Source organism: Bradyrhizobium sp. BLXBL-01 (assembly GCF_051853025.1).
GTDB lineage: Bacteria > Pseudomonadota > Alphaproteobacteria > Rhizobiales > Xanthobacteraceae > Bradyrhizobium.
Genome location: NZ_CP182471.1, coordinates 4,790,889 through 4,812,381 on the forward strand (window position 1 = coordinate 4,790,889; position 21,493 = coordinate 4,812,381).

General features: G+C 64.3%; 17 protein-coding genes and 1 tRNA gene. 6 read left to right on the top strand and 12 right to left on the bottom strand.

Annotated features, from left to right (window positions below; translation table 11 throughout):
* From exbB to ACNJYA_RS22470, 4 genes are all read right to left on the bottom strand, one after another.
* The gene (exbB, locus tag ACNJYA_RS22455) at positions 1 to 954 is read right to left on the bottom strand and encodes a tonB-system energizer ExbB (protein ID WP_212257437.1); all 954 of its coding nucleotides are present in this window, start codon (positions 952 to 954) and stop codon (positions 1 to 3) included.
* Positions 951 to 1,640 (bottom strand): Fe2+-dependent dioxygenase, encoded by a 690-nt coding sequence (locus ACNJYA_RS22460; RefSeq protein WP_172786312.1) that lies wholly within the window; start codon positions 1,638 to 1,640, stop codon positions 951 to 953. The genes exbB and ACNJYA_RS22460 overlap by 4 nt, the downstream gene beginning before the upstream one ends.
* A gap of 2 nt (positions 1,641 to 1,642) precedes the next feature.
* Positions 1,643 to 4,039 carry a TonB-dependent receptor gene (locus tag ACNJYA_RS22465; protein WP_212257613.1) on the bottom strand — a complete coding sequence of 799 codons (2,397 nt, stop codon included), beginning with the start codon at positions 4,037 to 4,039 and terminating at the stop codon, positions 1,643 to 1,645.
* Between the two features lie 204 nt (positions 4,040 to 4,243).
* Complete coding sequence (locus ACNJYA_RS22470) at positions 4,244 to 4,483, bottom strand: hypothetical protein (protein WP_128916226.1); 240 nt, start codon at positions 4,481 to 4,483, stop codon at positions 4,244 to 4,246.
* 34 nt (positions 4,484 to 4,517) lie between these two features.
* Here ACNJYA_RS22470 and ACNJYA_RS22475 point away from each other — a divergent pair, with 34 nt between their 5' ends.
* The 4 genes from ACNJYA_RS22475 (at position 4,518) to ACNJYA_RS22490 (ending at position 9,805) form a co-directional block, all read left to right on the top strand.
* Positions 4,518 to 4,739, top strand: a complete 222-nt coding sequence (locus tag ACNJYA_RS22475) for a hypothetical protein (protein ID WP_212257436.1) — start codon at positions 4,518 to 4,520, stop codon at positions 4,737 to 4,739.
* Between the two features lie 117 nt (positions 4,740 to 4,856).
* Positions 4,857 to 6,038, top strand: coding sequence for an efflux RND transporter periplasmic adaptor subunit (locus tag ACNJYA_RS22480; RefSeq protein WP_212257435.1), 1,182 nt, complete (start codon positions 4,857 to 4,859; stop codon positions 6,036 to 6,038).
* Positions 6,035 to 9,178, top strand: coding sequence for a multidrug efflux RND transporter permease subunit (locus ACNJYA_RS22485; RefSeq protein WP_212257434.1), 3,144 nt, complete (start codon positions 6,035 to 6,037; stop codon positions 9,176 to 9,178). Before ACNJYA_RS22480 ends, ACNJYA_RS22485 begins: the two co-directional genes overlap by 4 nt.
* A gap of 60 nt (positions 9,179 to 9,238) precedes the next feature.
* On the top strand, positions 9,239 to 9,805 hold the full coding sequence (locus tag ACNJYA_RS22490; protein ID WP_172786308.1) for an invasion associated locus B family protein: 567 nt from the start codon (positions 9,239 to 9,241) through the stop codon (positions 9,803 to 9,805).
* A gap of 10 nt (positions 9,806 to 9,815) precedes the next feature.
* Here the strand turns inward: ACNJYA_RS22490 and ACNJYA_RS22495 are convergent, their stop codons facing one another.
* The 7 genes from ACNJYA_RS22495 to ACNJYA_RS22525 all read right to left on the bottom strand — a co-directional run bounded on the left by ACNJYA_RS22495 (position 9,816) and on the right by ACNJYA_RS22525 (position 16,164).
* Entirely contained in the window at positions 9,816 to 10,178 is a 363-nt protein-coding gene (locus tag ACNJYA_RS22495; RefSeq protein WP_439400757.1) for a DUF1428 domain-containing protein, read from the bottom strand.
* 149 nt (positions 10,179 to 10,327) lie between these two features.
* Positions 10,328 to 10,401: transfer RNA gene (locus ACNJYA_RS22500), tRNA-Gln, on the bottom strand.
* A gap of 155 nt (positions 10,402 to 10,556) precedes the next feature.
* Entirely contained in the window at positions 10,557 to 11,459 is a 903-nt protein-coding gene (gene rnz, locus ACNJYA_RS22505; RefSeq protein WP_212257415.1) for a ribonuclease Z, read from the bottom strand.
* A gap of 52 nt (positions 11,460 to 11,511) precedes the next feature.
* The gene (locus tag ACNJYA_RS22510; protein ID WP_439363335.1) at positions 11,512 to 12,495 is read right to left on the bottom strand and encodes an antibiotic biosynthesis monooxygenase; all 984 of its coding nucleotides are present in this window, start codon (positions 12,493 to 12,495) and stop codon (positions 11,512 to 11,514) included.
* Between the two features lie 11 nt (positions 12,496 to 12,506).
* Entirely contained in the window at positions 12,507 to 13,904 is a 1,398-nt protein-coding gene (guaD, locus tag ACNJYA_RS22515; protein WP_439363336.1) for a guanine deaminase, read from the bottom strand.
* Between the two features lie 15 nt (positions 13,905 to 13,919).
* Positions 13,920 to 15,137, bottom strand: coding sequence for a multidrug effflux MFS transporter (locus ACNJYA_RS22520; protein WP_439363337.1), 1,218 nt, complete (start codon positions 15,135 to 15,137; stop codon positions 13,920 to 13,922).
* Between the two features lie 421 nt (positions 15,138 to 15,558).
* Positions 15,559 to 16,164 carry a TetR/AcrR family transcriptional regulator gene (locus ACNJYA_RS22525; protein ID WP_439363338.1) on the bottom strand — a complete coding sequence of 202 codons (606 nt, stop codon included), beginning with the start codon at positions 16,162 to 16,164 and terminating at the stop codon, positions 15,559 to 15,561.
* Positions 16,165 to 16,362: 198 nt separating this feature from the next.
* On the opposite strand from ACNJYA_RS22525, the gene ACNJYA_RS22530 reads away from it, so the two are divergent.
* Complete coding sequence (locus ACNJYA_RS22530) at positions 16,363 to 17,607, top strand: efflux RND transporter periplasmic adaptor subunit (RefSeq protein WP_212257410.1); 1,245 nt, start codon at positions 16,363 to 16,365, stop codon at positions 17,605 to 17,607.
* A 120-nt stretch (positions 17,608 to 17,727) separates the two neighbouring features.
* Positions 17,728 to 20,916 carry an efflux RND transporter permease subunit gene (locus ACNJYA_RS22535; RefSeq protein WP_212257409.1) on the top strand — a complete coding sequence of 1,063 codons (3,189 nt, stop codon included), beginning with the start codon at positions 17,728 to 17,730 and terminating at the stop codon, positions 20,914 to 20,916.
* Between the two features lie 50 nt (positions 20,917 to 20,966).
* On the opposite strand, the gene ACNJYA_RS22540 is transcribed toward ACNJYA_RS22535, so the two are convergent.
* Positions 20,967 to 21,479 carry a hypothetical protein gene (locus ACNJYA_RS22540; protein ID WP_439363339.1) on the bottom strand — a complete coding sequence of 171 codons (513 nt, stop codon included), beginning with the start codon at positions 21,477 to 21,479 and terminating at the stop codon, positions 20,967 to 20,969.
* Positions 21,480 to 21,493: the final 14 nt, after the last annotated feature.

A 21,493-nucleotide genomic window follows, 5' to 3' on the forward strand; every position in this document is an offset into this window, starting at 1 on the left:
CTACTCCGCCGCGCGCGAATGCACGCTGCCGTGGCTGCGGTCGAGATCGCGCGAGAGCAGCCGCCCTGCCGCGCCCGAGGCGCGGCTGACGAGCTCGAGATAGCCCTTCGTCACGCGCGAGAAGTGGTTGTAGATGATGACGGCGGGAATGGCGGCCACGAGGCCGATCGCGGTGGCGAGCAGCGCCTCGGCGATACCGGGCGCGACCACGGCAAGGTTCGTGGTCTGCGACTTCGAAATGCCGATGAAGCTGTTCATGATGCCCCAGACCGTGCCGAACAGGCCGACGAAGGGCGAGGTCGAGCCGATCGTGGCGAGCACGCCCATGCCGATCCGGATGCGCCGCTGCTCCGCCCGCACGATCTCGGCAAAGCTGGAGGCGGCGCGCTCCTTGATGCCGGTATCGCTGGACAGGCCGGCCGACATCCGCGCCTCGCGCAGCGCCGCCGCCAGGAACGACGGCAGGATGCCCTCCTTGGTGCCGAGCGCCATCTGCGCTTCAGCGAGCGAGCGCGCCTCCGCGATCTTCTTCAACGCCGAACGCAGCTTGCCGGAGGCGACCGACAGCTCGATCGACTTGGCGATGAAGACGGTCCAGGTCATCAGCGAGGCGAAGGCGAGCCCGATCATCACCGCCTTCACGATGACGTCCGCCGACATGAACATCACCCAGGGCGACAATTCCTTCATGGCCGGCGCGATGGCCGCCGCCTCGGGCTTCGCACTCGCGGGATTGCCGGCCACGGGGGCGGCGCCGGCAACGGCGGGAGCCGTCGAGGCCGCAGGCGCAGCCGGCGCGGCTGCCGGCGGAACGGTTCCGGCCGTGGACGGCTGAGCCGCCGATTGGGCCGTTGCCGGCGGGCTTTGTGTCTGGGCAGAAACGGGGGACGCGAACCAGGCGGCCGCCAGCATCAAGGCTGCGGCAAGGCTTGCTTGGAAGGACATGGTCTTCATACTTCGGCCCAGTAGCGAATGAGGTTGTGATAGATACCCGTCAATTTGACCGTTTCGGGATCGTCACGCCCGAGCCGTTCCACCAGCGCCTGTATCGCGGTGTCGAGGTCAAAGATCATGCTCCGGGCTTGATCGTCCCGTATCATGCTCTGAAGCCAGAAGAAAGACGCAACCCGCGTTCCCCTGGTCACCGGCGTGACGAGGTGGAGGCTGGTCGAGGGATAGAGCACGCAGTCCCCGGCTGGCAACTTGACTTCATGGGAGCCGTAGGTGTCCTCGATCACAAGTTCGCCACCGTCGTAATCCTCCGGCTCGGCGAGGAACAGCGTGACCGACAGGTCCGTGCGGATGCGAAGGCCGGTCAGGCGGTCGCCGCGGATCGCATTGTCGACGTGCAGGCCGAAATGGTGGCCGCTGTCGGCCGCATAGCGGTTGAACAGCGGCGGGAAGATCTGCAGCGGGATCGCCGCCGCAATGAAGCGCGGATTGGACGTCAGCGCCGAGATGATGCGGTTGCCGAGTTTTCGCGCGACCTCGCCGTCCGGTGGCAGCTGTTCGTTGCGCTTGACCATCGCCGATTGCGCGCCGGCGGTGGAGCGGCCGTCCTCCCATTCGCTGGCGTCCATGATGCGGCGGAAATCCGCCACATCATCCTTGCTGAGAACGCCAGGCAAGCACGTCAACATGATCAGAACTTCGCTGTGGTCACGACGTAGAACGCCCGTCCCGGCGCGACCGCAACGAACGGCACGTTGCTGCGATAGAACGAGTCGTAATAGAGCTTGTTGGTCAGGTTCTGCGCGTAGAACTTCATGCTCCAGTTCTGGTCGATCTTCTTCTCGACGAACGCGTCGAAACGCCAATAGCTCGGCAGCTCGTTGGTGTTGGCCGCGAACGTGCCGCCATAGACCTTGGAGCGATACACTGCCTGGCCGCCAAGCTCCCAACCGCCGTCGAACTTGTACTTGGTGAGCATGCTGAACGACTGGTGCGCGATGTTGGCGAGTTGCAGCCCGAGATTCGAAGCAACGCCGCTCTGCGTGACCTTCGACTGCATCAGCACCAGGCCGCCGAAGATGCTCCAGCGGTCGGTGATCCTGCCCTCCGCTTCGATGTCGATGCCTTGGATCCTGTAGGCTGCACCCGATGTGAGCAGGTTGTTGACAGTCTCGCGCGCGTTGTCCTTGGTGGTCTGGAACAGCGCGCCGGTCACCAGCAGGTGGCGATCCGCAAGCTCCCATTTGGTGCCGACCTCGATCGCCTTGTTGCGCTCGGGCCCGAGCAACAAGGTCGAGTTGGGAGGAACACCGCCGTAGTCGGTGCCGGTCGCGTCCAGCTCCGACCCGAACGGATTGGCCGAAGTCGCATAGGCTGCATAGACGCTGCCGATCGACATCGGCTTGTAGACCACACCGACATTGTAGTTCACCAGATCGGCGTTCTGCTTCACATAGCTCGAATTGTTGGATGCGCTCTGGCTGTAGCCGTCGTAGCGCACACCGCCGTTGACGATGATCGTGTCCTGCCAGTTCGCGGTGTCCATAACATACACGCTGCTGGTGTTGACGCCGTAGCGGGTCGGATTGCCGACGAGTGACGGAATGCCGAAGGGAATGTTGGTGTATTGCGGGGAGTAGAGATTGACACCCGTCACCGCGCCCGTGCTGGTGAAGGGCGAACCGGCCAGTTCGGACGCGAGACCGGCATAACGATCGATCGAGATGTTCTCGTTCGAATATTCGACGCCGAACACCGCCGTGTGCTTGACCCCGCCGGTGTCGAGCTTGAACGTGGCCTCGTTCTGGTTGGCCCATACGTCGACGTTCTGGTAACGGCTCTGCGCGCTCGCCGTCGTGGTCCAGAGCAGCGGGTTGGGGCTTGTCGTATTCGGGTTCTGCGGCAGCGTGCCGATGTAGTTGAGCAGCGAGTGCTCGCCGCGCACCTTGCTGGTCAGCGTGATCGCCTCGTTGACCTTGTACTCGATGGTACCGGTGCCGAAATCCTGCCGCGCGGTCTGGAAGTCGCGGTTGAGGAAGCCGTACCAATTGCCACGCGGAATGCCCGCCGACGTCACCGGCACGTTGCCCTGCTTGTAATAGGGCACGCCGAAATCGGGATAGCCGCTGAGGTCGGTATGGACGTAGTTCGTCGTGATCTTGATGTCGTTGGTCGGGGTGTACTTGGTCGAGATGAAGCTGCCCCAGCGATTGTCGGTCACGTAGTTGCGCCCGGCGACGTTGGCGTCCTGGAACAGGCCGCCGGCGCGCACCGAGAAGGTGGGATCAATGACCTGGTTGACGTCGAGCGTGACGCGCTTGGTCATGTCGGTGCCAAACTCGCTGTCGATGCGCTTGAAGTTGACGTCGCCGGCCTGCTTGGTGACGATGTTGATGGCGCCGCCGGCAGTGCCGCGGCCGGCATAGGAGGATGCCGGTCCGCGCAGAATCTCGATCTGCTCGGTGAAGAAGTTCTCGCGGATGGAAACGGCGGGATCGCGGATGCCGTCGATGAAGACGTCGTTGCGCGCGTCGAAGCCGCGGATGAAGAAACGGTCGCCGAACGCGTTGCCGCCCTCGCCCGTGCCGAGCGTCACGCCTGCGGTCGAGCGCCCGATCTCCTTCAGCGTCGTGGCGTTCTTGTCCTCGAGCACCTCCTTGCTGAGCACGGTAATGGTCTTCGGCGTGTTCAGCATCTTCTCGGGAAACTTGCCCGAAGCCTGGACGTGATCGACCTTGTACGGCGCAGCCGGATCCGCGTACGGATTGCTGTCGGGAGCGCCGGACGGCGTGGCGGGCGCCGCCTGCTGCACCGGCTGGCGCTGCGCGGCACGGCGAAGCGCGTTGCGGGCACGGACCTGCTCGGGCGAAGGCTTCGAGGCCGTCGGACGCGGACGCTCGACCGGAGCATCGACCGTCACCGGCGGCAGATTCGACTGCTGCGCCTGCGCGCCGCTCGACACCGACGCCACCGCGATCAAGCTCGCGACCGCTGAAACTTTTTTGCCGGAAACGCCCGCGGACCTCTCATCCATCGGATCGAACGCTACGACCGAACGCAACGACTTCGGTGCGACCACCTGCCCCATTACCAAACGCCCCATCTTCCTGTTCGCTCATTCACTTCGAACGAGCGATGGGCTGTTGGTATCGGCCGCAAAATAGCGGGTCAATGCGAGCCGTTCGCGAGAACCTTTGAATTGGTCCAGATCAAAACGATTCTAAACTGCAGTTTGAAATCGTTCTAAGACGAGACTGGACTCGTTCTAAACAGCGGCGATCGCGCATCGCTCTCAGTCGCTGCTCGGCGGCTTCATCAGCGAGAACAATTCGTCGACAGTCTTCTGCGCAACGGCGCGCACGCGATCGGTGCTGTCCATGCCGGCGATGTTGACGCCGCTGACGACGGCTTTGATCTCGTCGCGAAAGTCGGTGAGGAAGCGCAAGGGATCGCGCTGCTCGTTGGCGACACGCGCGATCAATCCCGTGATCAGAATCTGGCACGCGATCAGCTTGCCGTTCAGCTCGTCCATGCTTCGCTCCGTTGATGCGGCGCCGATATGGACGATGCCGAAATCCCTGACAACCGAAACGGCCACGACGCAACTTAGAACCGTTCTTGCGGTTGATCCGAACCACGGCCCGGCGCGAAGCCGATCGGCCCTGAGCACACCGCTGCGCGTGCTGCGCAAGAATGGCACGCCGAACGCTCGCGGCGCGAAAATGCAGCCCTGCACACCGGCGCGCCAGCGAGCTGCCTACACGGTGCAAAGCTTTCCAATTGTTTAGGATTCTCAACTGATAGTGCTGTTTACACTGGAAGTTGGCGTGTATTATACATCATATGGAACCGTACGATTGCCCCGATATTCGTAGCCGAGGGCATGCGAGCCGATACGAGACGACATGAAAAAGTCCCGGCCGATCCTTTGGCTTCTGATCATCGCGGCCGTGGCCTCCGCGGGCTATTATAGTTGGCAGAAATTCGGCTCGTCCGAGGCTGGAAAAGTCCAGACCGCACAAACCGCTCAAAAAGGCCCGCCTCGCCCCTCCGCCGTCCCCGTCAGCGTTGCACCGGTCCAGAAGACCGACTTTCCGGTCTATTTGACCGGTCTCGGCACGGTTCAGGGCTTCAACACGGTCCAGGTCCGAACCCGCGTGGATGGCCAGATCGACAAGCTCGAATTCAGGGAAGGCCAGATCGTCAAGCAGGGCGATCTCCTGGTCTCGATCGATCCCCGCCCCTATCAAGCCACGCTTGACCAGGCCAAGGCCAAGAAGGCGCAGGACGAGGCCAGTCTCGCCAACGCCAATCTCGAGCTCCAGCGCGCCACGAAGCTCGGCGAATTTGCCACCGCCCAGCGCGTCGACACCCAGCGCACCACCGTGGCTCAGCTCACCGCGCAGATCGCCGCCGATGATGCCGCGATCTCCAACGCCCAGACCCAGCTCGATTACACCCAGATCAAGGCACCGATCACCGGCGTTGCCGGCCTGCGTCAGGTCGACATCGGCAACATCGTCAACGCCTCCTCGCAGACCGCCATCGTCACGATCTCGCAGGTCGAGCCGATCGCGGTGATCTTCACCGCGCCGGAAGACCAGCTCCCCTATATCAGCGAGGGCCAGAAGGCCGGCGCGCTCAAGGTGATCGCCCTCACCACCGACGGCAAGAAGACGCTGGCCGAGGGCAAGCTCGCTGTGATCAACAACCAGGTCGACACGAGCAGCGGCACGATCCGGCTCAAGGCGGTGTTCGACAACAAGGAAAACACGCTGTGGCCGGGCCAATCGGTCTCGACGCGGCTCCTGGTGCGAACGCTGAAGGATGCGACCGTCGTTCCGGATGACGCGGTCCAGCACTCCACCAACGGGCTCTACGCCTACACGGTCAATCAGGACAACAAGGCCGAGGTGCACAAGGTCAAGGTCAGCTATGGCATCGACGGGCGTTCGGTCATCGAGGAAGGCTTGAGCCCCGGCCAACAGGTGATCGTCGGCGGTCAGTTCAAGGTCCAGCCCGGAAGCCTGGTGTCGACTGCGGTGGCAAGCTCGGATCCGGCCCAGAACAAGGTACGACAGCAATGACCGAGGGCGGGATTTCGGCACCGTTCATCCGATATCCCATCGGCACCTCGCTGCTGATGGCCGGCATTCTCTTCGTCGGCCTGGTCGCCTATCCCCTGCTTCCGGTCGCGCCGCTGCCGCAGGTGGACTTTCCGACCATCCAGATCACCGCCAACCTGCCCGGCGGCAGCCCTGAGACGATGGCTTCGTCCGTGGCACAGCCGCTCGAGCGGCAATTCGCCCAGATCCCGGGCATCGCGCAGATGACCTCGACGAGCTATCTGGGCACGGCGTCGATCACCATCCAGTTCGATCTCAACCGCAACATTGACGGCGCCGCCAACGACGTACAGGGCGCCATCAACGCGGCCAGCGGCCAGTTGCCGAAAAACCTGCCGTCGCCCCCGACCTACCGCAAGGTAAACCCCGCCGACGCGCCGATCCTGCTGCTGTCGGCGACATCGGAGACGCTACCGCTGACGACCGTCAGCGACTCGGTCGACGCCCAGCTCGCCCAGCAGATCAGCCAGCTCTCAGGGGTCGCCCAGGTCTTCATCGGCGGGCAGCAGAAACCTTCCATCCGCATCCAGGTCGATCCCGCAAAGCTGGTCGCCAAGGGCCTGTCGATGGAGGACATCCGCAGCCAGATCGCGATCACCACGGTCGACAGCCCCAAGGGCAATATCGACGGCGAGAAGCGCGCCTATACGATCTACGCCAACGACCAGCTCACGCACGCGAAGGACTGGAACGACGTCATCATCGCCTATCGCAACGGCGCTCCGCTGCGGATTCGCGACATCGGCCAGGCGGTCAGCGCCGCCGAAGACGCCAAGCAGGCGGCCTGGGCGAACGGCAAGCGCGGCGTGTTCCTGGTGATCTTCAAGCAGCCGGGCGCCAACGTCATCGAGACCGTGGACCGGATCAAGGCAACCCTGCCCCGCCTCGTGGCGGCGATCCCGCCCGCGATCAAGATCGAGCTCATCAGCGACCGAACCACCACCATCCGCGCCGCGGTCGAGGACGTCCAGTTCACGCTGCTGCTGACCATCGCCCTCGTGGTCATGGTCATCTTCATGTTCCTGCGAAGCTTCTGGGCGACGGTCATACCGACGGTCACGGTGCCATTGGCGCTGCTGGGTGCCTGCGCCTTGATGTGGGTGGCCGGCTATTCGCTCGACAATCTGTCGCTGATGGCGCTCACCATCGCGGTCGGCTTCGTCGTCGACGACGCGATCGTGATGCTCGAGAACATCACGCGCTACATCGAGGAAGGCGACTCGCCGATGGAGGCCGCCTTCAAAGGCTCCAAGGAAATCGGCTTCACCATCGTCTCCATCAGCATCTCGCTGGTCGCGGTGCTGATCCCCCTGCTGTTGATGGGCGGCATCATCGGGCGCCTGTTCCGCGAATTCGCCGTCGTGCTGGCGATGACGATCTTCGTCTCGATGTTCGTGTCGCTGACGCTGACGCCGATGATGGCCTCGCGCTTCCTGCGCGCCCATGGCGAGGTCACCCACGGCAAGCTCTATCAGTGGAGCGAGCGCGCCTTCGACGGCATGCTGCGCGGCTACGAATACGTGCTCGACCACGCCCTGGCCTGGCGGCGCACCACGCTCGCGATTTTCTTCGTCACGCTCGGCCTGTCGGTCTACCTGTTCGTGCTGATCCCCAAGGGCTTCTTCCCGCAGCAGGACGTCGGCCTGATCACGGCCACGTCTGAAGCCTCGCAGGACATTTCGTTCAAGGAGATGCAGCGCCGCCAGGTCGAGCTCGGCAAGATCGTGATGGACGACCCCGACGTCGCCACGATCGCCATGAACATCGGCGGCAGCGGCCGTGCCGGCAACAACGGCAACATGTTCATCACGCTCAAGCCGCGCAACGAGCGGGAGGCGTCCGCTCAGCAGATCATCGCGCGGCTGCGACCTAAGCTCGAGAAAGTGCCGGGCGCGCGCCTCTATATGCAGGCGGCCCAGGACGTCCGGCTCGGCGGCCGGCCGACGCGCACGCAGTTCGAGTTCACCCTGCAGGACGCCGATCTCGCCGAGCTCAACGAATGGGCGCCGAAGATCCTCGCCAAGATGCAGACGCTGCCGGAGCTGCGCGACGTCGCGACCGACCAGCAGACGCAGGGCACGACGGTCCAGCTCAAGATCAACCGCGACACCGCTGCCCGCTACGGCATCCAACCCCAGCTGATCGACGACACGCTGTATGATGCGTTCGGACAGCGGCAGGTCACGCAATATTTCACGCAGCTCAATACCTACAAGGTAATCCTGGAAGTCCTGCCGGAAATGCAGGGCGATCTCGAGACGCTGAACAAATTGTATCTGAGATCGCCGCTGACCGGCGACCAGGTGCCGCTGTCGACCTTCGCGAGCTGGACCACTGATCCGGTCCGCCCGCTCTCGATCAGCCATCAGGGCCAGTTCCCGTCGATTACGATCAGCTTCAATCTCGGGCAAGGCATTGCGCTCGGCCAGGCCACCGAGGCGGTGCAGCGGGCGATGGCCGAGCTCGGCGCGCCGGCGACGCTGAATTCGAGCTTCCAGGGCACCGCGCAGGCCTTCCAGCAGTCGCTCGGCACAGTGCCGCTTCTGATCCTCGCAGCCCTTGTCGTGGTCTATCTGATCCTCGGCATTCTCTACGAGAGCTACATCCATCCGATCACGATCCTGTCGACGCTGCCTTCGGCCGGCGTCGGCGCGCTCGCGATCCTGATGGCGGCCGGCTTCGACTTCAGCCTGATCGCGCTGATCGGCATCATCCTCCTGATCGGCATCGTGAAGAAGAACGGCATCATGATGGTCGACTTCGCGATTGCCGCCGAGCGCGACGAGCACAAGACGCCGGAGGAATCGATCCGCCAGGCCGCGCTGCTGCGCTTCCGCCCGATCATGATGACGACGATGGCGGCCCTGCTCGGCGGCGTGCCCCTCATGCTCGGCCACGGCACCGGCGCCGAAATCCGCCAGCCGCTCGGCTACGCCATGGTCGGCGGCCTGATCGTCAGCCAGGCACTGACGCTGTTCACCACGCCGGTCGTCTATCTCTATCTCGACAAGCTCAACAACTGGTTCTCGACCTGGGGCCGCTCGGGCGACGAGGGCCAGGAGGCGCCCGAGCACGGCAGCGTCAAGGAAGCCGCCGAGTAAGCTTGCGCCGCGCCTGCCGCGACGCTACAGCGAGACCCCTGTTCGCAAATGCGGTTTCCCATGCCTATGCAATCCAGACTTGTCGCCCTTGCCGCTGTGGTCCTGTTGTCCGCCGGCGTCGCACATGCCCAGCAGGGCGCCAAGAAGAACGCCGCGCCCGCCCCGGCCGCGCAGCCCGCGCCCGCCCCGACGCAGGCGCAGGCTGACGGGTCTTCCGGACAGCCCGGTTGGATCGTCCGCTGCACCAGCGCAAGTCGTGACGCGGCGCTCGAATGTGCGATGGAGCAGAACGCGGTGCTGACCAAGACCGGCCAGACCGTCGTCCTGATCAACATCCGCATTGCGCCCGACACCCGCACGCCGATCGCGCTATTGCAATTGCCGCTCGGCCTCAACCTTCCCGTCGGGGCCAAGCTCCAGGTCGACGAAGGCAAGATGTTCGACCTCCAGATCCAGACCTGCGAGAACCGCGGCTGCTACGCCTCGACGCCGATGGCACCGGACCTGCTCGCCGCCTTTCGCTCGGGCAAGCAGCTGAAGGTCTCGTTCCAGAACATGGCCAAGGAGACGATCGCGATCCCGATGCCGCTCGGCGATTTCGCGGCCGCCTACGACAAGATCAAGTAGCGGGCGCACCTCACGTCGCGATGTCGCCCGCCCGCAGCAGCGTCGTGAAGCCGCCATAGATCATGCGCTTGCCGTCAAAGGGCATGCCTTCCATTTTCAGCCGCGGATCCGCCATCACCTTCTTGTTGACGGCATCGCGGCTCTCCCGGTCCCGATAAACGATCCAGGCGAACACCACGATCTCGTCCTCCTTCGCCATCACCGCGCGCGGAAACGAGGTGAGCTCGCCATAGGGAACGTCGTGACCGATACATTCGACATAGTCGAGCGCGCCGTGCTCCATCCAGATCGCGCAGGCGGTCGTCGCCAGCGCCTTGTAGGCCTCGATGTTGTCCTTCGGCACGGCGAGAATGAAACCATCGACATAGGGCATTTTGCGGATCTCCTTGGGTTGTCCAGCCCAAGGACGATGGAGCGTGCCGCGATCCGACTTGGATATGCGAATGTCAGGTGAGGCAAACCGCCGCGTGAATGTCTACGCCGGAGCGCTTCGGAATCATGTCCTCGAAAACCGCCCGGAGCTGGCTGGGGAACCTGGATTCGAACCAAGACAAACAGAGTCAGAGTCTGTTGTGCTACCGTTACACCATTCCCCAACGGAATAGCCGAACAAATTCAAAGGCTTGCCTGAATTGCTCGACTGTGGCCGGAAGCGCAGCGCGCAAATCACGGCTCAGGCGTGGCAGCGTTCTACCCGCTCGCATCTGGGCTGGCAAGCGCTCCATGAATGATCGAGCCAAGGCCAGCTTGATCAGACGACGATGCGATCGAAATCTGCGGCGATCCGGGTGTTCGGGAAGATTCCTGCCGCCTCGGCGAGAATCTCTGCGTCTTCGTAGCGTCCTGACATATGCGTCAGCACGAGTTGTCCGACCTTGTTCGTGGCCGCAAAGGAGGCCGCTTCTGCCGCGGTGAGATGGCCGTAACTCCGCGCGGTCGGCGCGTCGCGATCGAGGAACGTGGCCTCGATCACCAGCGTGTCGGCACCGGCCACGTATTGCGACAGCCCCTCGGTGGTCTCGGTGTCGCCGATCACGACGAGCTTGCTGCCGCCGCTCGGCGGACCGAGGACGTCTTCCGGATCGATGGTTCGGTTGGCAAGCACGATCGGTCGGCCCGCGGCCAACTCGCCGCGCAAGGGACCGTCGGGGACACCGAGCGCGATGAGGCGATCGGGCCGAAGATGACGGCGGGCGGGGCTTTGGAAAACGAAGCCAAAGCTGTCAGTGTCGCGGTGGCGGACCGGAAAACAGCCGATGGTGAATTCACCGGCGTCGATGACTTGTCCCTCGGTCAGCGCCGCGAACTCAACGGCGATCGGCGCCCTGCCCGCGCCCCACAGGCCGGCGAGCATTCGGGTGACGAGGTCGAGCGTGCCTTCGCCGCCGTGAATGGTCATTGCCTCGGACGTCTGCCGCAAGCCGAGCGTCGAGAACAGTCCGGGGATGCCGAGCACGTGGTCGAGATGGGCGTGGGTGAGCAGGATGCGGTCGAGCCGCCGGAAGCCGGCGCCGCTGCGCAGCAACTGGCGCTGCGTGCCCTCGCCGCAATCGACCAGGACGCGCTTGCCTGCGGCTTCCACGAGCAGCGCTGGATGGTTGCGCTCCGCTGAGGGAACGCTGGCCGATGTCCCGAGAAATGTCAGGGCGAACATGGTCGTCGATATCCAGCGACCGCCCCTCTCCGCGACAACGCGGTCGACGGTCTCACCGTCCCCAATGCCACGCGAGCAGCAGCGCGTACAGGCCCATCGAGGCGGCATAGAGCACGGCGAGCAGCACGTAGCCGCCGATCTGGCGACTGATCGCAGCCTTCGACGTAACCCACCAGTCGAGCGCCCTGAAAGCCGCGGGCACCAGCCACCAGCCGAGCAGCTGGGTGCTGACGAGATTGCCGACGAACAGCGACAGCCAGACCGGCACGCCGTGACTATCGATCAGCGGCCTGCTGATGAAAAAGCCCCAGAGGTACACCACGGGATAGAGAACCAGGAGAACGATCAGGTTGCTCTTCCAAATGAAACCGGGCCGTTGCTCGGGGGCCGACGTCTTGCCGGCCGGGAACCAGAAATTGAAGCCGTAGCTCGCCCGCTTCACGTGCATTCCGGCATTGAAGCGCTCGCCCTCCTTAAGGAGGGTCTGCCGCAAGGGCGAGTCGAGCCATGCATTGAGATTGGCATCGCTGTCGAACGACAGGATGATGATCCATTCGTCGTGCAGGCCCGGAATTGGCCGCTCGATCTTGTGGCGCAGAAATCCCTTGAACTCGGCCTCCGCCGCCTGGATGCGCTGCTGCCATTTCAGGAACGCATCCTCGAGCCCATCGGGGACCTTGAAGGAGATCACCGCCGAGACCGCGCTGTCGCGCTGGACGCCGGTGTCGGGCAGGATATGGACGTCCTCCGAACCGACGAAGAAGCGCTGCACCTCTGCGATGCGGCGCGCCCGTACATCGCTCTGGAGCCAGGCACGTGCTGCAGCCGGGCTGGCGAAACGCAGGATCGTCACCCAGTCCACATGCGCGGGGGGTTGCGGCGGCACCACCTCCTGGCTGAGAAAGCCGGGCCAGGCCTTGAGCACTTCGCCGACCTCACCGTTCCACCGTGCGAACGCGGCAAAGCCGTCGTCGGCGATGCGGCGCTGGATGACGAGGGCGACCGGCTGGCCGGCTGTTTCAGGAGATGCGCTCATCGGCGGCCGTCTCAGCTCTTCTTGTAGAGACGCTTGCCCATCACCCAGGTCTCGTCGACGCAGCGATCGTCGCCGACCATCATGACGGCGAACAGCATGCTCGCGGCCTCATCCATCGAGCGCGGGCCGGCGCCGTCGGCGATCAGCGATTGATGCCACGCTTGCGCGACCTGCCCACCGTTCGGATCGAGCGCGACGAAATCGGCCTCCTTGCCGGGCTCGAAATTGCCGAGCTTGTCGTCGATGTAGAGGCCTTCGGCGCCGCCGAGCGTGATCGACCAGAAGCCGCGATAGGGCGAGAGCTTGTTGCGCTCGGCTTCCGCGAGGTCCTTGCGTGCGGGATCGATGCTGCCGTCAAGCAGGGTGTTGTTGCACATGCCGACCTTGTAGGCGTCATCTAGCACGGAGATCATCGAGAAGCGGTTGCCGCCGCCGACGTCGGTGCCGAACGACATCTTGACGCGATGCTCGGGATCGGTGGCGCGTCCGAGACGGAACAAGCCGCTGCCGAGGAACAGGTTCGAGCACGGGCAGAACACCACCGCCGCGCCCTTCTTCGACATGCGGCGGAACTCGTTATTGGAGAGATAGACGCCGTGGCCGCCGGAGAATTTCGGCCCGACCAGGTCGAACTTCTCGTAGACGCCGAGATAGTCCTGGCAATCGGGATGCTCGACCAGCACGCCGCTGCATTCGGCCGGGTTTTCGGAGATGTGGGTGTTAACCCAGCAATCCGGATGCTCGTGCTTGAGGCGCTGGCACGCCTTGAGCAACTCCGGCGAGGCGCCGAAGGCGAAGCGCGGCGTGATGGCGTAGAGGTTGCGGCCCTTGTTGTGATACTGCGCGATCAGCCGCTTGCTGTCGCGGTAGAAATTCTCGGGGGTATCGATGAAATCGGCCGGCGCGTTGCGATCGATGCCGGTGAGGCCCGCGATGACGCGCATGTTGCGCCGGCTCGCTTCCTCGAACAGCTCTTCGGTCGAGACCGGCGAGGAGCTCGTGAAGGCCTGGCAGGTGGTGGTGCCGGAGGCGAGCAGCGCATCGAGGAAACGCTTTACGCCCTCGCGCGCGTAGTTGCGATCCCGGTATTTGAGCTCTTCCGGATAGACCCACTTCTGCAGCCACGGCAGCAGCTGCTCGCCATAGGCGCCCAGCACCCGGGTCTGCGGCAGATGGATGTGGCCGTCGATGAAGCCGGGGACGATGACGCGGTCCTTGATATGAGTGACCTCAACGCCGGGATGCGCGGCGGCGATCTTGTCATAGGGGCCGAAGGCCTTGATCACGCCGTCCGCGACGACCATGAGGCCGTCCTGGTGAAAGCGTGCGGAGGCCTGCTCGTTGCCGACATGCTTCCAGGGATCGTCGACGAAGTCGAAGAACGTGCCGCGAATACCGACAGTGGTCATGATCGAGTTCCTTCCTTAAGGCTGTGTGGCCTGCCGCGCCGACGGCAGCGAGATCGCTAGCAGCGTACCGGCGACGGCGCAGAGGCCGAGATAGAGCCATCCGATCGGCGCCTGCGTCGCTTCGGGCAACACCGCCGTGATCGCCATGGCGCCGCTGACGGCGAGATAGCAGAGCGCGCTGATCAGGCCGCCGATCAAGCCGTGGTCGCGCTCGAACAGGCCGAGCGCCATGCCGTACATCATCGGGCACAGCACGCCGCAGCCGCCGAGCACCAGCGCGCCGCCGATCGTGATCGACGTGAAATCGAGACCGAGGGTCATGCCTGTTACAGTCAGAACCGCGGCGCCGGCGAGGAACAGCGCGAAGGCGCCGAAGCCCAGCATGCGCGCCGGCATGAAGCGCGCGAAATGCGCGCAGCCGAGTTCGCCGGCGAGATTGACCCCGCCAAGGCCGAGTGCGACGAGGCCGTAGATTGCCGCCGAATAGCCAAGACCAGTCTGGTAGAAGAACGGCGCTACCACGCCGAACGCCAGCTGCGCGCTGGCTGCGGCAGCAAAGACCAGCACGAAAGCGAGGAAGCCCGGCCGCACCAGCGCATCGCGCAAGATGCCGGCGGTGCGGCGCGGATCGAACGGCGCACGCCGCTCGGCCGGCAATGTTTCAGGCAGAAGGAATACGACGATCGTGGCAACGATCGCCGCGGCGAGGGCAATGACGACGAAGACACCGCGCCACGAGGTCAGCTCGACGATGAAGCCACCGGCCGCCGGCGCCAGCACCGGCGCAAGCCCCCAGGCTGCGCCAAGCAGGCCGGAGATCGCGGTGAGCTCGCGGCCGCGGAAACAATCAGCGGCGACCGCATAGGCGACAACGAGACAAGTGCAGCCGCCGATGCCTTGCAGGAAGCGCAAGCCCAGCAGCAGCGAGGCGCTGGTGGCGAGCGCACAGGCGATGCTCATCGCAATCAGCACCGACAGGCCCGCGAGCAGCACGTTGCGGCGGCCGATTGTGTCCGAGGCAATACCGACCGGCACCAGCGCCAGAGACATACCGAGCATGTAAGCGGTAACGGTGTTCTGCATCGAGGCGGGATCGGCGGCGAGATCCACCACCATCTGCGGCAGGCCGGGCGTATAGGCATCGAGCGGAATCTGGCTGAACGGCACGACACACAACAGGATCGGCACGATCCCGCTCCTGGCGCGACCGGCGTCCGAAGCAAGTGCAGTCATGGCTTACGCCCCCTCGATTCCCGCGGGTCCCATCTTTTCGTGCGCGCAATGAGAGGCGACGATGCAGGTTGCGGATATTGACGCGCGGGAAGCTGACACAACTGTGTGTAGAAACTCTTAGGAGCTTTCGTGTCGATCCGTTTCGGCGATGATGGCCGTCACTCAAAACAAAAATGCGAAAACAACCCCATGCAAAGTAGAAATCGTTGAAGAATTTCGCCTCGTGAGTCGAGCCTAGTGGGGGCGCTTGATGCGTCGGGCAAAACAGCGGCACGATTGCATGATCGCCATCGCGTGTGGCTCACACCAAAGGCCGTTAACCGATCGGAAGGCATGGTTCCTTCTGCGCGAGCCTCCTCGGGAATGAGGCTAAGCGGCAACAGCCGTACCTCGCTGAAACCAGTCCAGATCGCACCCTGGTCTAAGTTCGATCGACCGACTGCGCCTCGACCGCCTGCACGGCCACGCTCGCGACCTGCCGCAGCGCTTCACGATCCGCGCCCGAGGACGCCATCACGCCCATGCCGACCGACACCGCCGAGACATAGCGCGCGAGCGCAGCCGGATCGGCGCTCTCCTTGAGATCGCCCTCGGCCCTGGCGCGGACGAAACGGTCGCGGAGCTGGTCTTCGTTCTGGGCGCGGCGCGCGGCGAGCTCGAACGGGACGTTCTCGGAGCCTGTGCCGCAGGCAATGCCGCCTTGCACCAGCAGGCAGCCGGGCGGATTGGCGGGATCGGTCTGCCTGTCGGCGATGCCCATCAACATGCGCTCGGCCACGGCTCGGGCGTTGGGGGCTGCCACCACCTCGTCCATCCAGATGTTGCGCAGCCTGGTGTAGCGGTCGAGCGCGGCCTTCAGCAGCCCTTCCTTGTTGCCGAAGCAGGCGTAGAGACTGGGCGGATTGATGCCCATGGCCTCGGTGAGCTGGGCAATGGTCGCGCCCTCATAGCCATGGCGCCAAAACACTTCCATCGCCTGGTCCAACGCCATTTCGGCGTCGAATTCCCGGGGGCGTCCCATGCCCATGTGCCTGTCTCCTCGGATCGGCGTTTGTCCTCAGCCTAACGCAGGATCCTATCTATTTGTTCTAGCTTTCTTTTTCTTGTGTCTTCCAATCGTCGCGGTATCGGCGTACAATTTTCTTAGTGAATGGTACATAAGTATCTTGCACTGCGGTATCCAGCTCCACATCTGTAGTGAACACTACATATCTGGAGCGCGCAAATGCCCCCCTCCCAAAATACCTCCCGCACCGGCCGTTTCCGCCGCCTTCTGGGTGGCGTCGCCATCGTGGGCGCCCTCGCCGCCGCCGGCTCGGTCGTGACCGGCCGCTATTTTCATGCGGCGCAAGCCACCGCACCGGCGGCCGCAGCTGAACAGGCTGTTTCCGTCACGGTGGCGATGATCGAGCCGCGGCAGACCGTGCTGTGGGACGATTTCTCCGGCCGGCTCGAGGCGATCAACCGCGTCGAGCTCCGCCCGCGCGTCGCGGGCGCGATCCTGTCGGCGAACTTCACCGAAGGCGCGCTGGTGAAGGCCGGTGACGTGCTGTTCAAGATTGATCCAGCCCCCTATGCGGCCGAGGTCGACAAGGCGGCCGCCCAGCTCGAGGCCACCAAAGCGCGCGTCGTCTTCACCCAGAGCGAGCTCGAGCGCGGCGCGCAGCTCGTCGGCAACGCCGTGGTCACCCGGCGCGACTACGACCAGCGCGACAACGCCAATCGCGAAGCGATCGCCAACGTCAAGGCGGCCGAGGCGACGCTGCAGACCGCAAAGCTCAATCTCGATTACACCGAAGTGCGCGCCCCCGTGGATGGCCGCGTCGGCAAGATCGAGGTCACCGTCGGCAATCTCGTCGCCGCCGGCACCGCCTCGCCGGTGCTGACCTCGCTGGTCTCGGTCAATCCGATCTACGCCTCGTTCGATGCGGACGAAGAGCTGGTGCTGCGCGCACTGAACTCGATCGCAGATAGCACCGGCAGCCGCGGCAAGCTCGACCAGATCCCGGTCGAGATGACGACGTCGGGCGGCTTGTCCGCAAAGGGCCACATCCAGCTCATCGATAACCAGGTCAACGGCCAGAGCGGCACCATCCGTGTCCGCGCCCTATTCCGCAACGACGACGGACGCCTCATTCCCGGCCAGTTCGCGCGCGTGCGCATGGGCCAGCCCAAGCAACAGGCACTGGTGATGATCGACGAGCGCGCCATCGGCACCGACCAGGACAAGAAGTTCGTGATGGCGGTCGGCGACGACAGCCGCGCCGTCTACCGGCCGGTCACCCTCGGCGGTGCCGTCGATGGACTTCGCATCGTCACCTCGGGCCTGAAGTCCGGCGACCGCATCGTCGTCAACGGTTTGCAACGCGTGCGTCCGGGCGCCCTCCTCAAGACGGAGGTGGCAGCGATGGGCGCGCGGGGGCCCCAGCAGGCGTCAAACCACAGCAACCAGGACGTGGTGCAGCGCTAGTTAGTTCATCCCGGGGCGGGCGAAGCCCGAACCCGGGATCTCGCAGTTACGAAACTCCGATTACTTCACTTCTGGATTCCGGGTTCGCGCGCGCCCCGGAATGACGGAGGGGGCAAGGCCATGAATCTCTCAAAGTTCTTCATCGACCGTCCGATTTTCGCCGGCGTGCTGTCGGTCCTGATCTTCCTCGCCGGGCTGATCTCGCTGTTCGCGATGCCGATCTCGGAATATCCGGACGTGGTGCCGCCCTCCGTCGTGGTGCGCGCGACCTATCCCGGCGCCAACCCCAAGGTGATCGCGGAGACGGTGGCGACCCCGATCGAGGAGCAGATCAACGGCGTCGAAAACATGCTCTACATGTCGAGCCAGGCGACCACCGACGGCGCGATGACGCTGACGGTGACGTTCCGGCTCGGCACCGATCCCGACAAAGCGACGCAGCTGGTGCAGAACCGGGTGCAGCAGGCCGAGCCGCGCCTGCCCAACGTGGTGCGCCAGCTCGGCATCATCACCAAGAAGTCGTCGCCCGACCTCACCATGGTCGTGCATCTGTTGTCGCCGAACGGCCGCTACGACATGACGTACTTGCGCAATTACGCGGTGCTCAACGTCAAGGACCGGCTAGCGCGGATCGACGGCGTCGGCGACGTCCAGCTCTATGGCGCAGGCGACTATTCGATGCGGGTCTGGGTCGATCCGCAGAAGGCCGCCGAGCATGGGCTGACCGCGAGCGACATCGTGCGGGCGATCCAGGCGCAGAACGTCGAGGCCGCCGCCGGCGTGGTCGGCTCCTCCCCGAACGTCAAGGGCATCGATCTCCAGCTCTCGGTCAATGCGGAAGGCCGGCTTGCCAACGAGGAGCAGTTCGGCGACATCGTGGTCAAGACCGGTACGCGCGGCGAGGTCGTGCGGTTGCGCGACGTCGCGCGCATCGAGCTTGGCGCTTCCGAATACGGACTGCGCTCGCTGCTCGACAACAAGCAGGCGGTGGCGATCCCGATCTTCCAGGCGCCCGGCTCCAACGCGCTGCAGATCTCCGACAATGTCCGCGCCACCATGGCGGAGATCAAGAAGAACATGCCGGAGGGCGTGTCCTACCAGATCGTCTACGACCCCACCCAGTTCGTGCGGTCCTCGATCGAGGCCGTGATCCACACGCTCTTGGAGGCGATCGCGCTGGTGGTGCTGGTGGTGATCCTGTTCCTGCAGACCTGGCGGGCCTCGATCATTCCGCTGCTGGCCGTGCCGGTGTCGATCGTGGGCACGTTCGCGGTGATGCACGTGTTCGGCTTCTCCATCAACGCGCTCAGCCTGTTCGGGCTCGTGCTCGCCATCGGCATCGTCGTCGACGACGCCATCGTCGTGGTCGAGAATGTCGAGCGCAACATCGAAGCGGGGCTGTCACCGCGGGATGCCACCTATCAAGCGATGCGCGAGGTCTCAGGCCCGATCATCGCGATCGCGCTGGTGCTGATCGCGGTGTTCGTGCCGCTCGCCTTCATCTCCGGTCTCACCGGGCAATTCTACAAGCAGTTCGCGCTGACGATCGCGATCTCGACCGTGATCTCCGCCATCAACTCGCTGACGCTGTCACCGGCATTGTCGGCGCTGCTGCTCAAGGGCCACAACGAACCGAAGGACCGGCTGACGCTGATCATGGAAAAGAGCCTCGGCTGGTTCTTCCGCGGCTTCAACAAGGCCTTCACGCGTTCCTCGGACAATTACAGCGGCACCGTCGGCAAGGTGATCTCGGGCAAGGCCGCGGTGATGGGCCTCTATGTGGTGCTGGTCGGGCTGACGGCGTTTCTGTTCCAGCAGGTGCCGAGCGGCTTCGTGCCGGGCCAGGACAAGCAGTACCTCGTCGGCTTCGCCCGCCTGCCCGATGGCGCCACGCTCGACCGCAGCGAGGAGGTGATCCGCAAGATGAGCGACATCGCGCTGACCCAGCCCGGTGTCGAGAGCTCGGTAGCCTTCCCGGGCCTGTCGATCTCCGGCTTCACCAACTCCTCCAACGCCGGCATCGTGTTCTCGACGCTGAAGCCGTTCGACGAGCGCAAGGATGCGGCCCTGAGCGGGAATGCGATTGCGGCCGAGCTGAACAAGAAATATGCCGGGATCCAGGAAGCCTTCATCGCCATGTTCCCGCCGCCGCCCGTCAACGGCCTCGGCACCATCGGCGGCTTCAAGCTGCAGATCGAGGACCGCGCCGGTCTCGGCTATGACGCCCTGAACGAGGCGACCAACGCCTTCATGGCTGCGATGCAGAAGGCGCCGGAGATCGCCGGCGTGTTCTCAAGCTTCCAGGTCAACGTGCCCCAGCTGTTCGCCGACATCGACCGCACCAAGGCGCTTCAGCTCGGCGTGCCCGTGACGGAGGTGTTCAACACGCTGCAGATCTACCTCGGCTCCTACTACGTCAACGACTTCAACAAGTTCGGCCGCACCTATTCCGTCCGCGTGCAGGCCGACGCGCCGTTCCGCGCCCGCGCCGACGACATCCGGCAATTGAAGGTGCGCTCGTCGTCCGGCGACATGGTGCCATTGTCGGCGCTGCTCAAGATCCGCCAGAGCGCGGGACCGGAGCGCGCGATCCGCTACAACGGCTTCCTGTCGTCCGACATCAACGCGGCGGCCGCGCCCGGCTTCTCGTCGGGACAGGCACAGGAGGCGGCGACGCGGATCGCCGCGGAAGTGCTGCCGCCGGGCTTTGCCTTCGAATGGACCGACCTGACCTATCAGGAGTTCATCGCCGGCAATTCGGGCATCTGGGTGTTTCCGCTGGCGATCCTGCTGGTGTTCCTGGTGCTGGCCGCGCTCTATGAGAGCCTGACCCTGCCGCTGTCGATCATCATGATCGTGCCGATGGGCTTGCTCGCCGCGATGTTCGGCGTCTGGATCTCAAAGGGCGACAACAACGTCTTCACCCAGATCGGCCTCATCGTGCTGGTCGGCCTCTCCGCCAAGAACGCGATCCTGATCGTCGAATTCGCGCGCGAACTCGAATTCGCCGGGCGCACGCCGATCCGGGCCGCGATCGAAGCCAGTCGCTTGCGGCTGCGTCCGATCCTGATGACCTCGATGGCGTTCATCATGGGCGTGCTGCCGCTGGTGCTCTCGACTGGTGCCGGTTCGGAGATGCGGCGCGCGATGGGCGTTGCCGTGTTCTCCGGGATGATCGGCGTCACCGTGTTCGGCCTGTTCCTGACGCCGGTGTTCTATGTGCTGCTCCGAACCGTCACGGGCATGAAGCCGCTGATCCATCACGGCAGCGACATCGGCGCGGCGCCGGTCCACGGGCCTGCCGAGTGAACAGTGTCCCGCCGCGGCACGCCCCCGGCGGGACCAACAAGGTCGATCGATTATTTCCGGTTCTCCTCGCAGAATTTCAGCGCCGCCAGCGCCTCGCCGGCTCGCGGGATCTGCATCTCGATGCTGTCATCGTCGTCGTCCTCGAAATCCAGCGTGAGGCGCTTGGCCTTCGCGAGGCGATCCATGATCGACTGATCGTATGCGAAGATGCCGCGCACCGTGGTCTTGTCCATGACCTCCCACTTGGCCTTCTTCATGATGTCGGCATCGTCAGTGGCGACATCGGCCCGGAGGATCTCGCCGACCTTGTCCCATTCCCAACCGTCGTAGATCATCACGATCACGATCGCCTGCTCGGAATAGGTGATCACGATGACGTAGTCGCGATTCTCGTCATCCTTGTCCTTGTAGCCGCGGCTGGCATTGCAGTGGGTGTCCTGCGTGCGCTTCTCGATGGTCCAGTCGCCGACCTTGGATTGTTGCGCAAGCGCAGCGCTTGGGCCCAACACGGTTGCGCTCAAGGCGCAAGCGAGAATTCCGGCGGCGAGAAGAGATCGTTTCATGTCGGCCTCCAGCG

Coding starts and splice junctions, on each gene's coding strand:
- exbB (WP_212257437.1), bottom strand. CDS start 954: ATGAAGACCATGTCCTTCCAAGCAAGCCTTGCCGCAGCCTTGATGCTG.
- ACNJYA_RS22460 (WP_172786312.1), bottom strand. CDS start 1,640: ATGTTGACGTGCTTGCCTGGCGTTCTCAGCAAGGATGATGTGGCGGAT.
- ACNJYA_RS22465 (WP_212257613.1), bottom strand. CDS start 4,039: ATGGGGCAGGTGGTCGCACCGAAGTCGTTGCGTTCGGTCGTAGCGTTC.
- ACNJYA_RS22470 (WP_128916226.1), bottom strand. CDS start 4,483: ATGGACGAGCTGAACGGCAAGCTGATCGCGTGCCAGATTCTGATCACG.
- ACNJYA_RS22475 (WP_212257436.1), top strand. CDS start 4,518: ATGCCGAAATCCCTGACAACCGAAACGGCCACGACGCAACTTAGAACC.
- ACNJYA_RS22480 (WP_212257435.1), top strand. CDS start 4,857: ATGAAAAAGTCCCGGCCGATCCTTTGGCTTCTGATCATCGCGGCCGTG.
- ACNJYA_RS22485 (WP_212257434.1), top strand. CDS start 6,035: ATGACCGAGGGCGGGATTTCGGCACCGTTCATCCGATATCCCATCGGC.
- ACNJYA_RS22490 (WP_172786308.1), top strand. CDS start 9,239: ATGCCTATGCAATCCAGACTTGTCGCCCTTGCCGCTGTGGTCCTGTTG.
- ACNJYA_RS22495 (WP_439400757.1), bottom strand. CDS start 10,178: ATGCCCTATGTCGATGGTTTCATTCTCGCCGTGCCGAAGGACAACATC.
- rnz (WP_212257415.1), bottom strand. CDS start 11,459: ATGTTCGCCCTGACATTTCTCGGGACATCGGCCAGCGTTCCCTCAGCG.
- ACNJYA_RS22510 (WP_439363335.1), bottom strand. CDS start 12,495: ATGAGCGCATCTCCTGAAACAGCCGGCCAGCCGGTCGCCCTCGTCATC.
- guaD (WP_439363336.1), bottom strand. CDS start 13,904: ATGACCACTGTCGGTATTCGCGGCACGTTCTTCGACTTCGTCGACGAT.
- ACNJYA_RS22520 (WP_439363337.1), bottom strand. CDS start 15,137: ATGACTGCACTTGCTTCGGACGCCGGTCGCGCCAGGAGCGGGATCGTG.
- ACNJYA_RS22525 (WP_439363338.1), bottom strand. CDS start 16,164: ATGGGCATGGGACGCCCCCGGGAATTCGACGCCGAAATGGCGTTGGAC.
- ACNJYA_RS22530 (WP_212257410.1), top strand. CDS start 16,363: ATGCCCCCCTCCCAAAATACCTCCCGCACCGGCCGTTTCCGCCGCCTT.
- ACNJYA_RS22535 (WP_212257409.1), top strand. CDS start 17,728: ATGAATCTCTCAAAGTTCTTCATCGACCGTCCGATTTTCGCCGGCGTG.
- ACNJYA_RS22540 (WP_439363339.1), bottom strand. CDS start 21,479: ATGAAACGATCTCTTCTCGCCGCCGGAATTCTCGCTTGCGCCTTGAGC.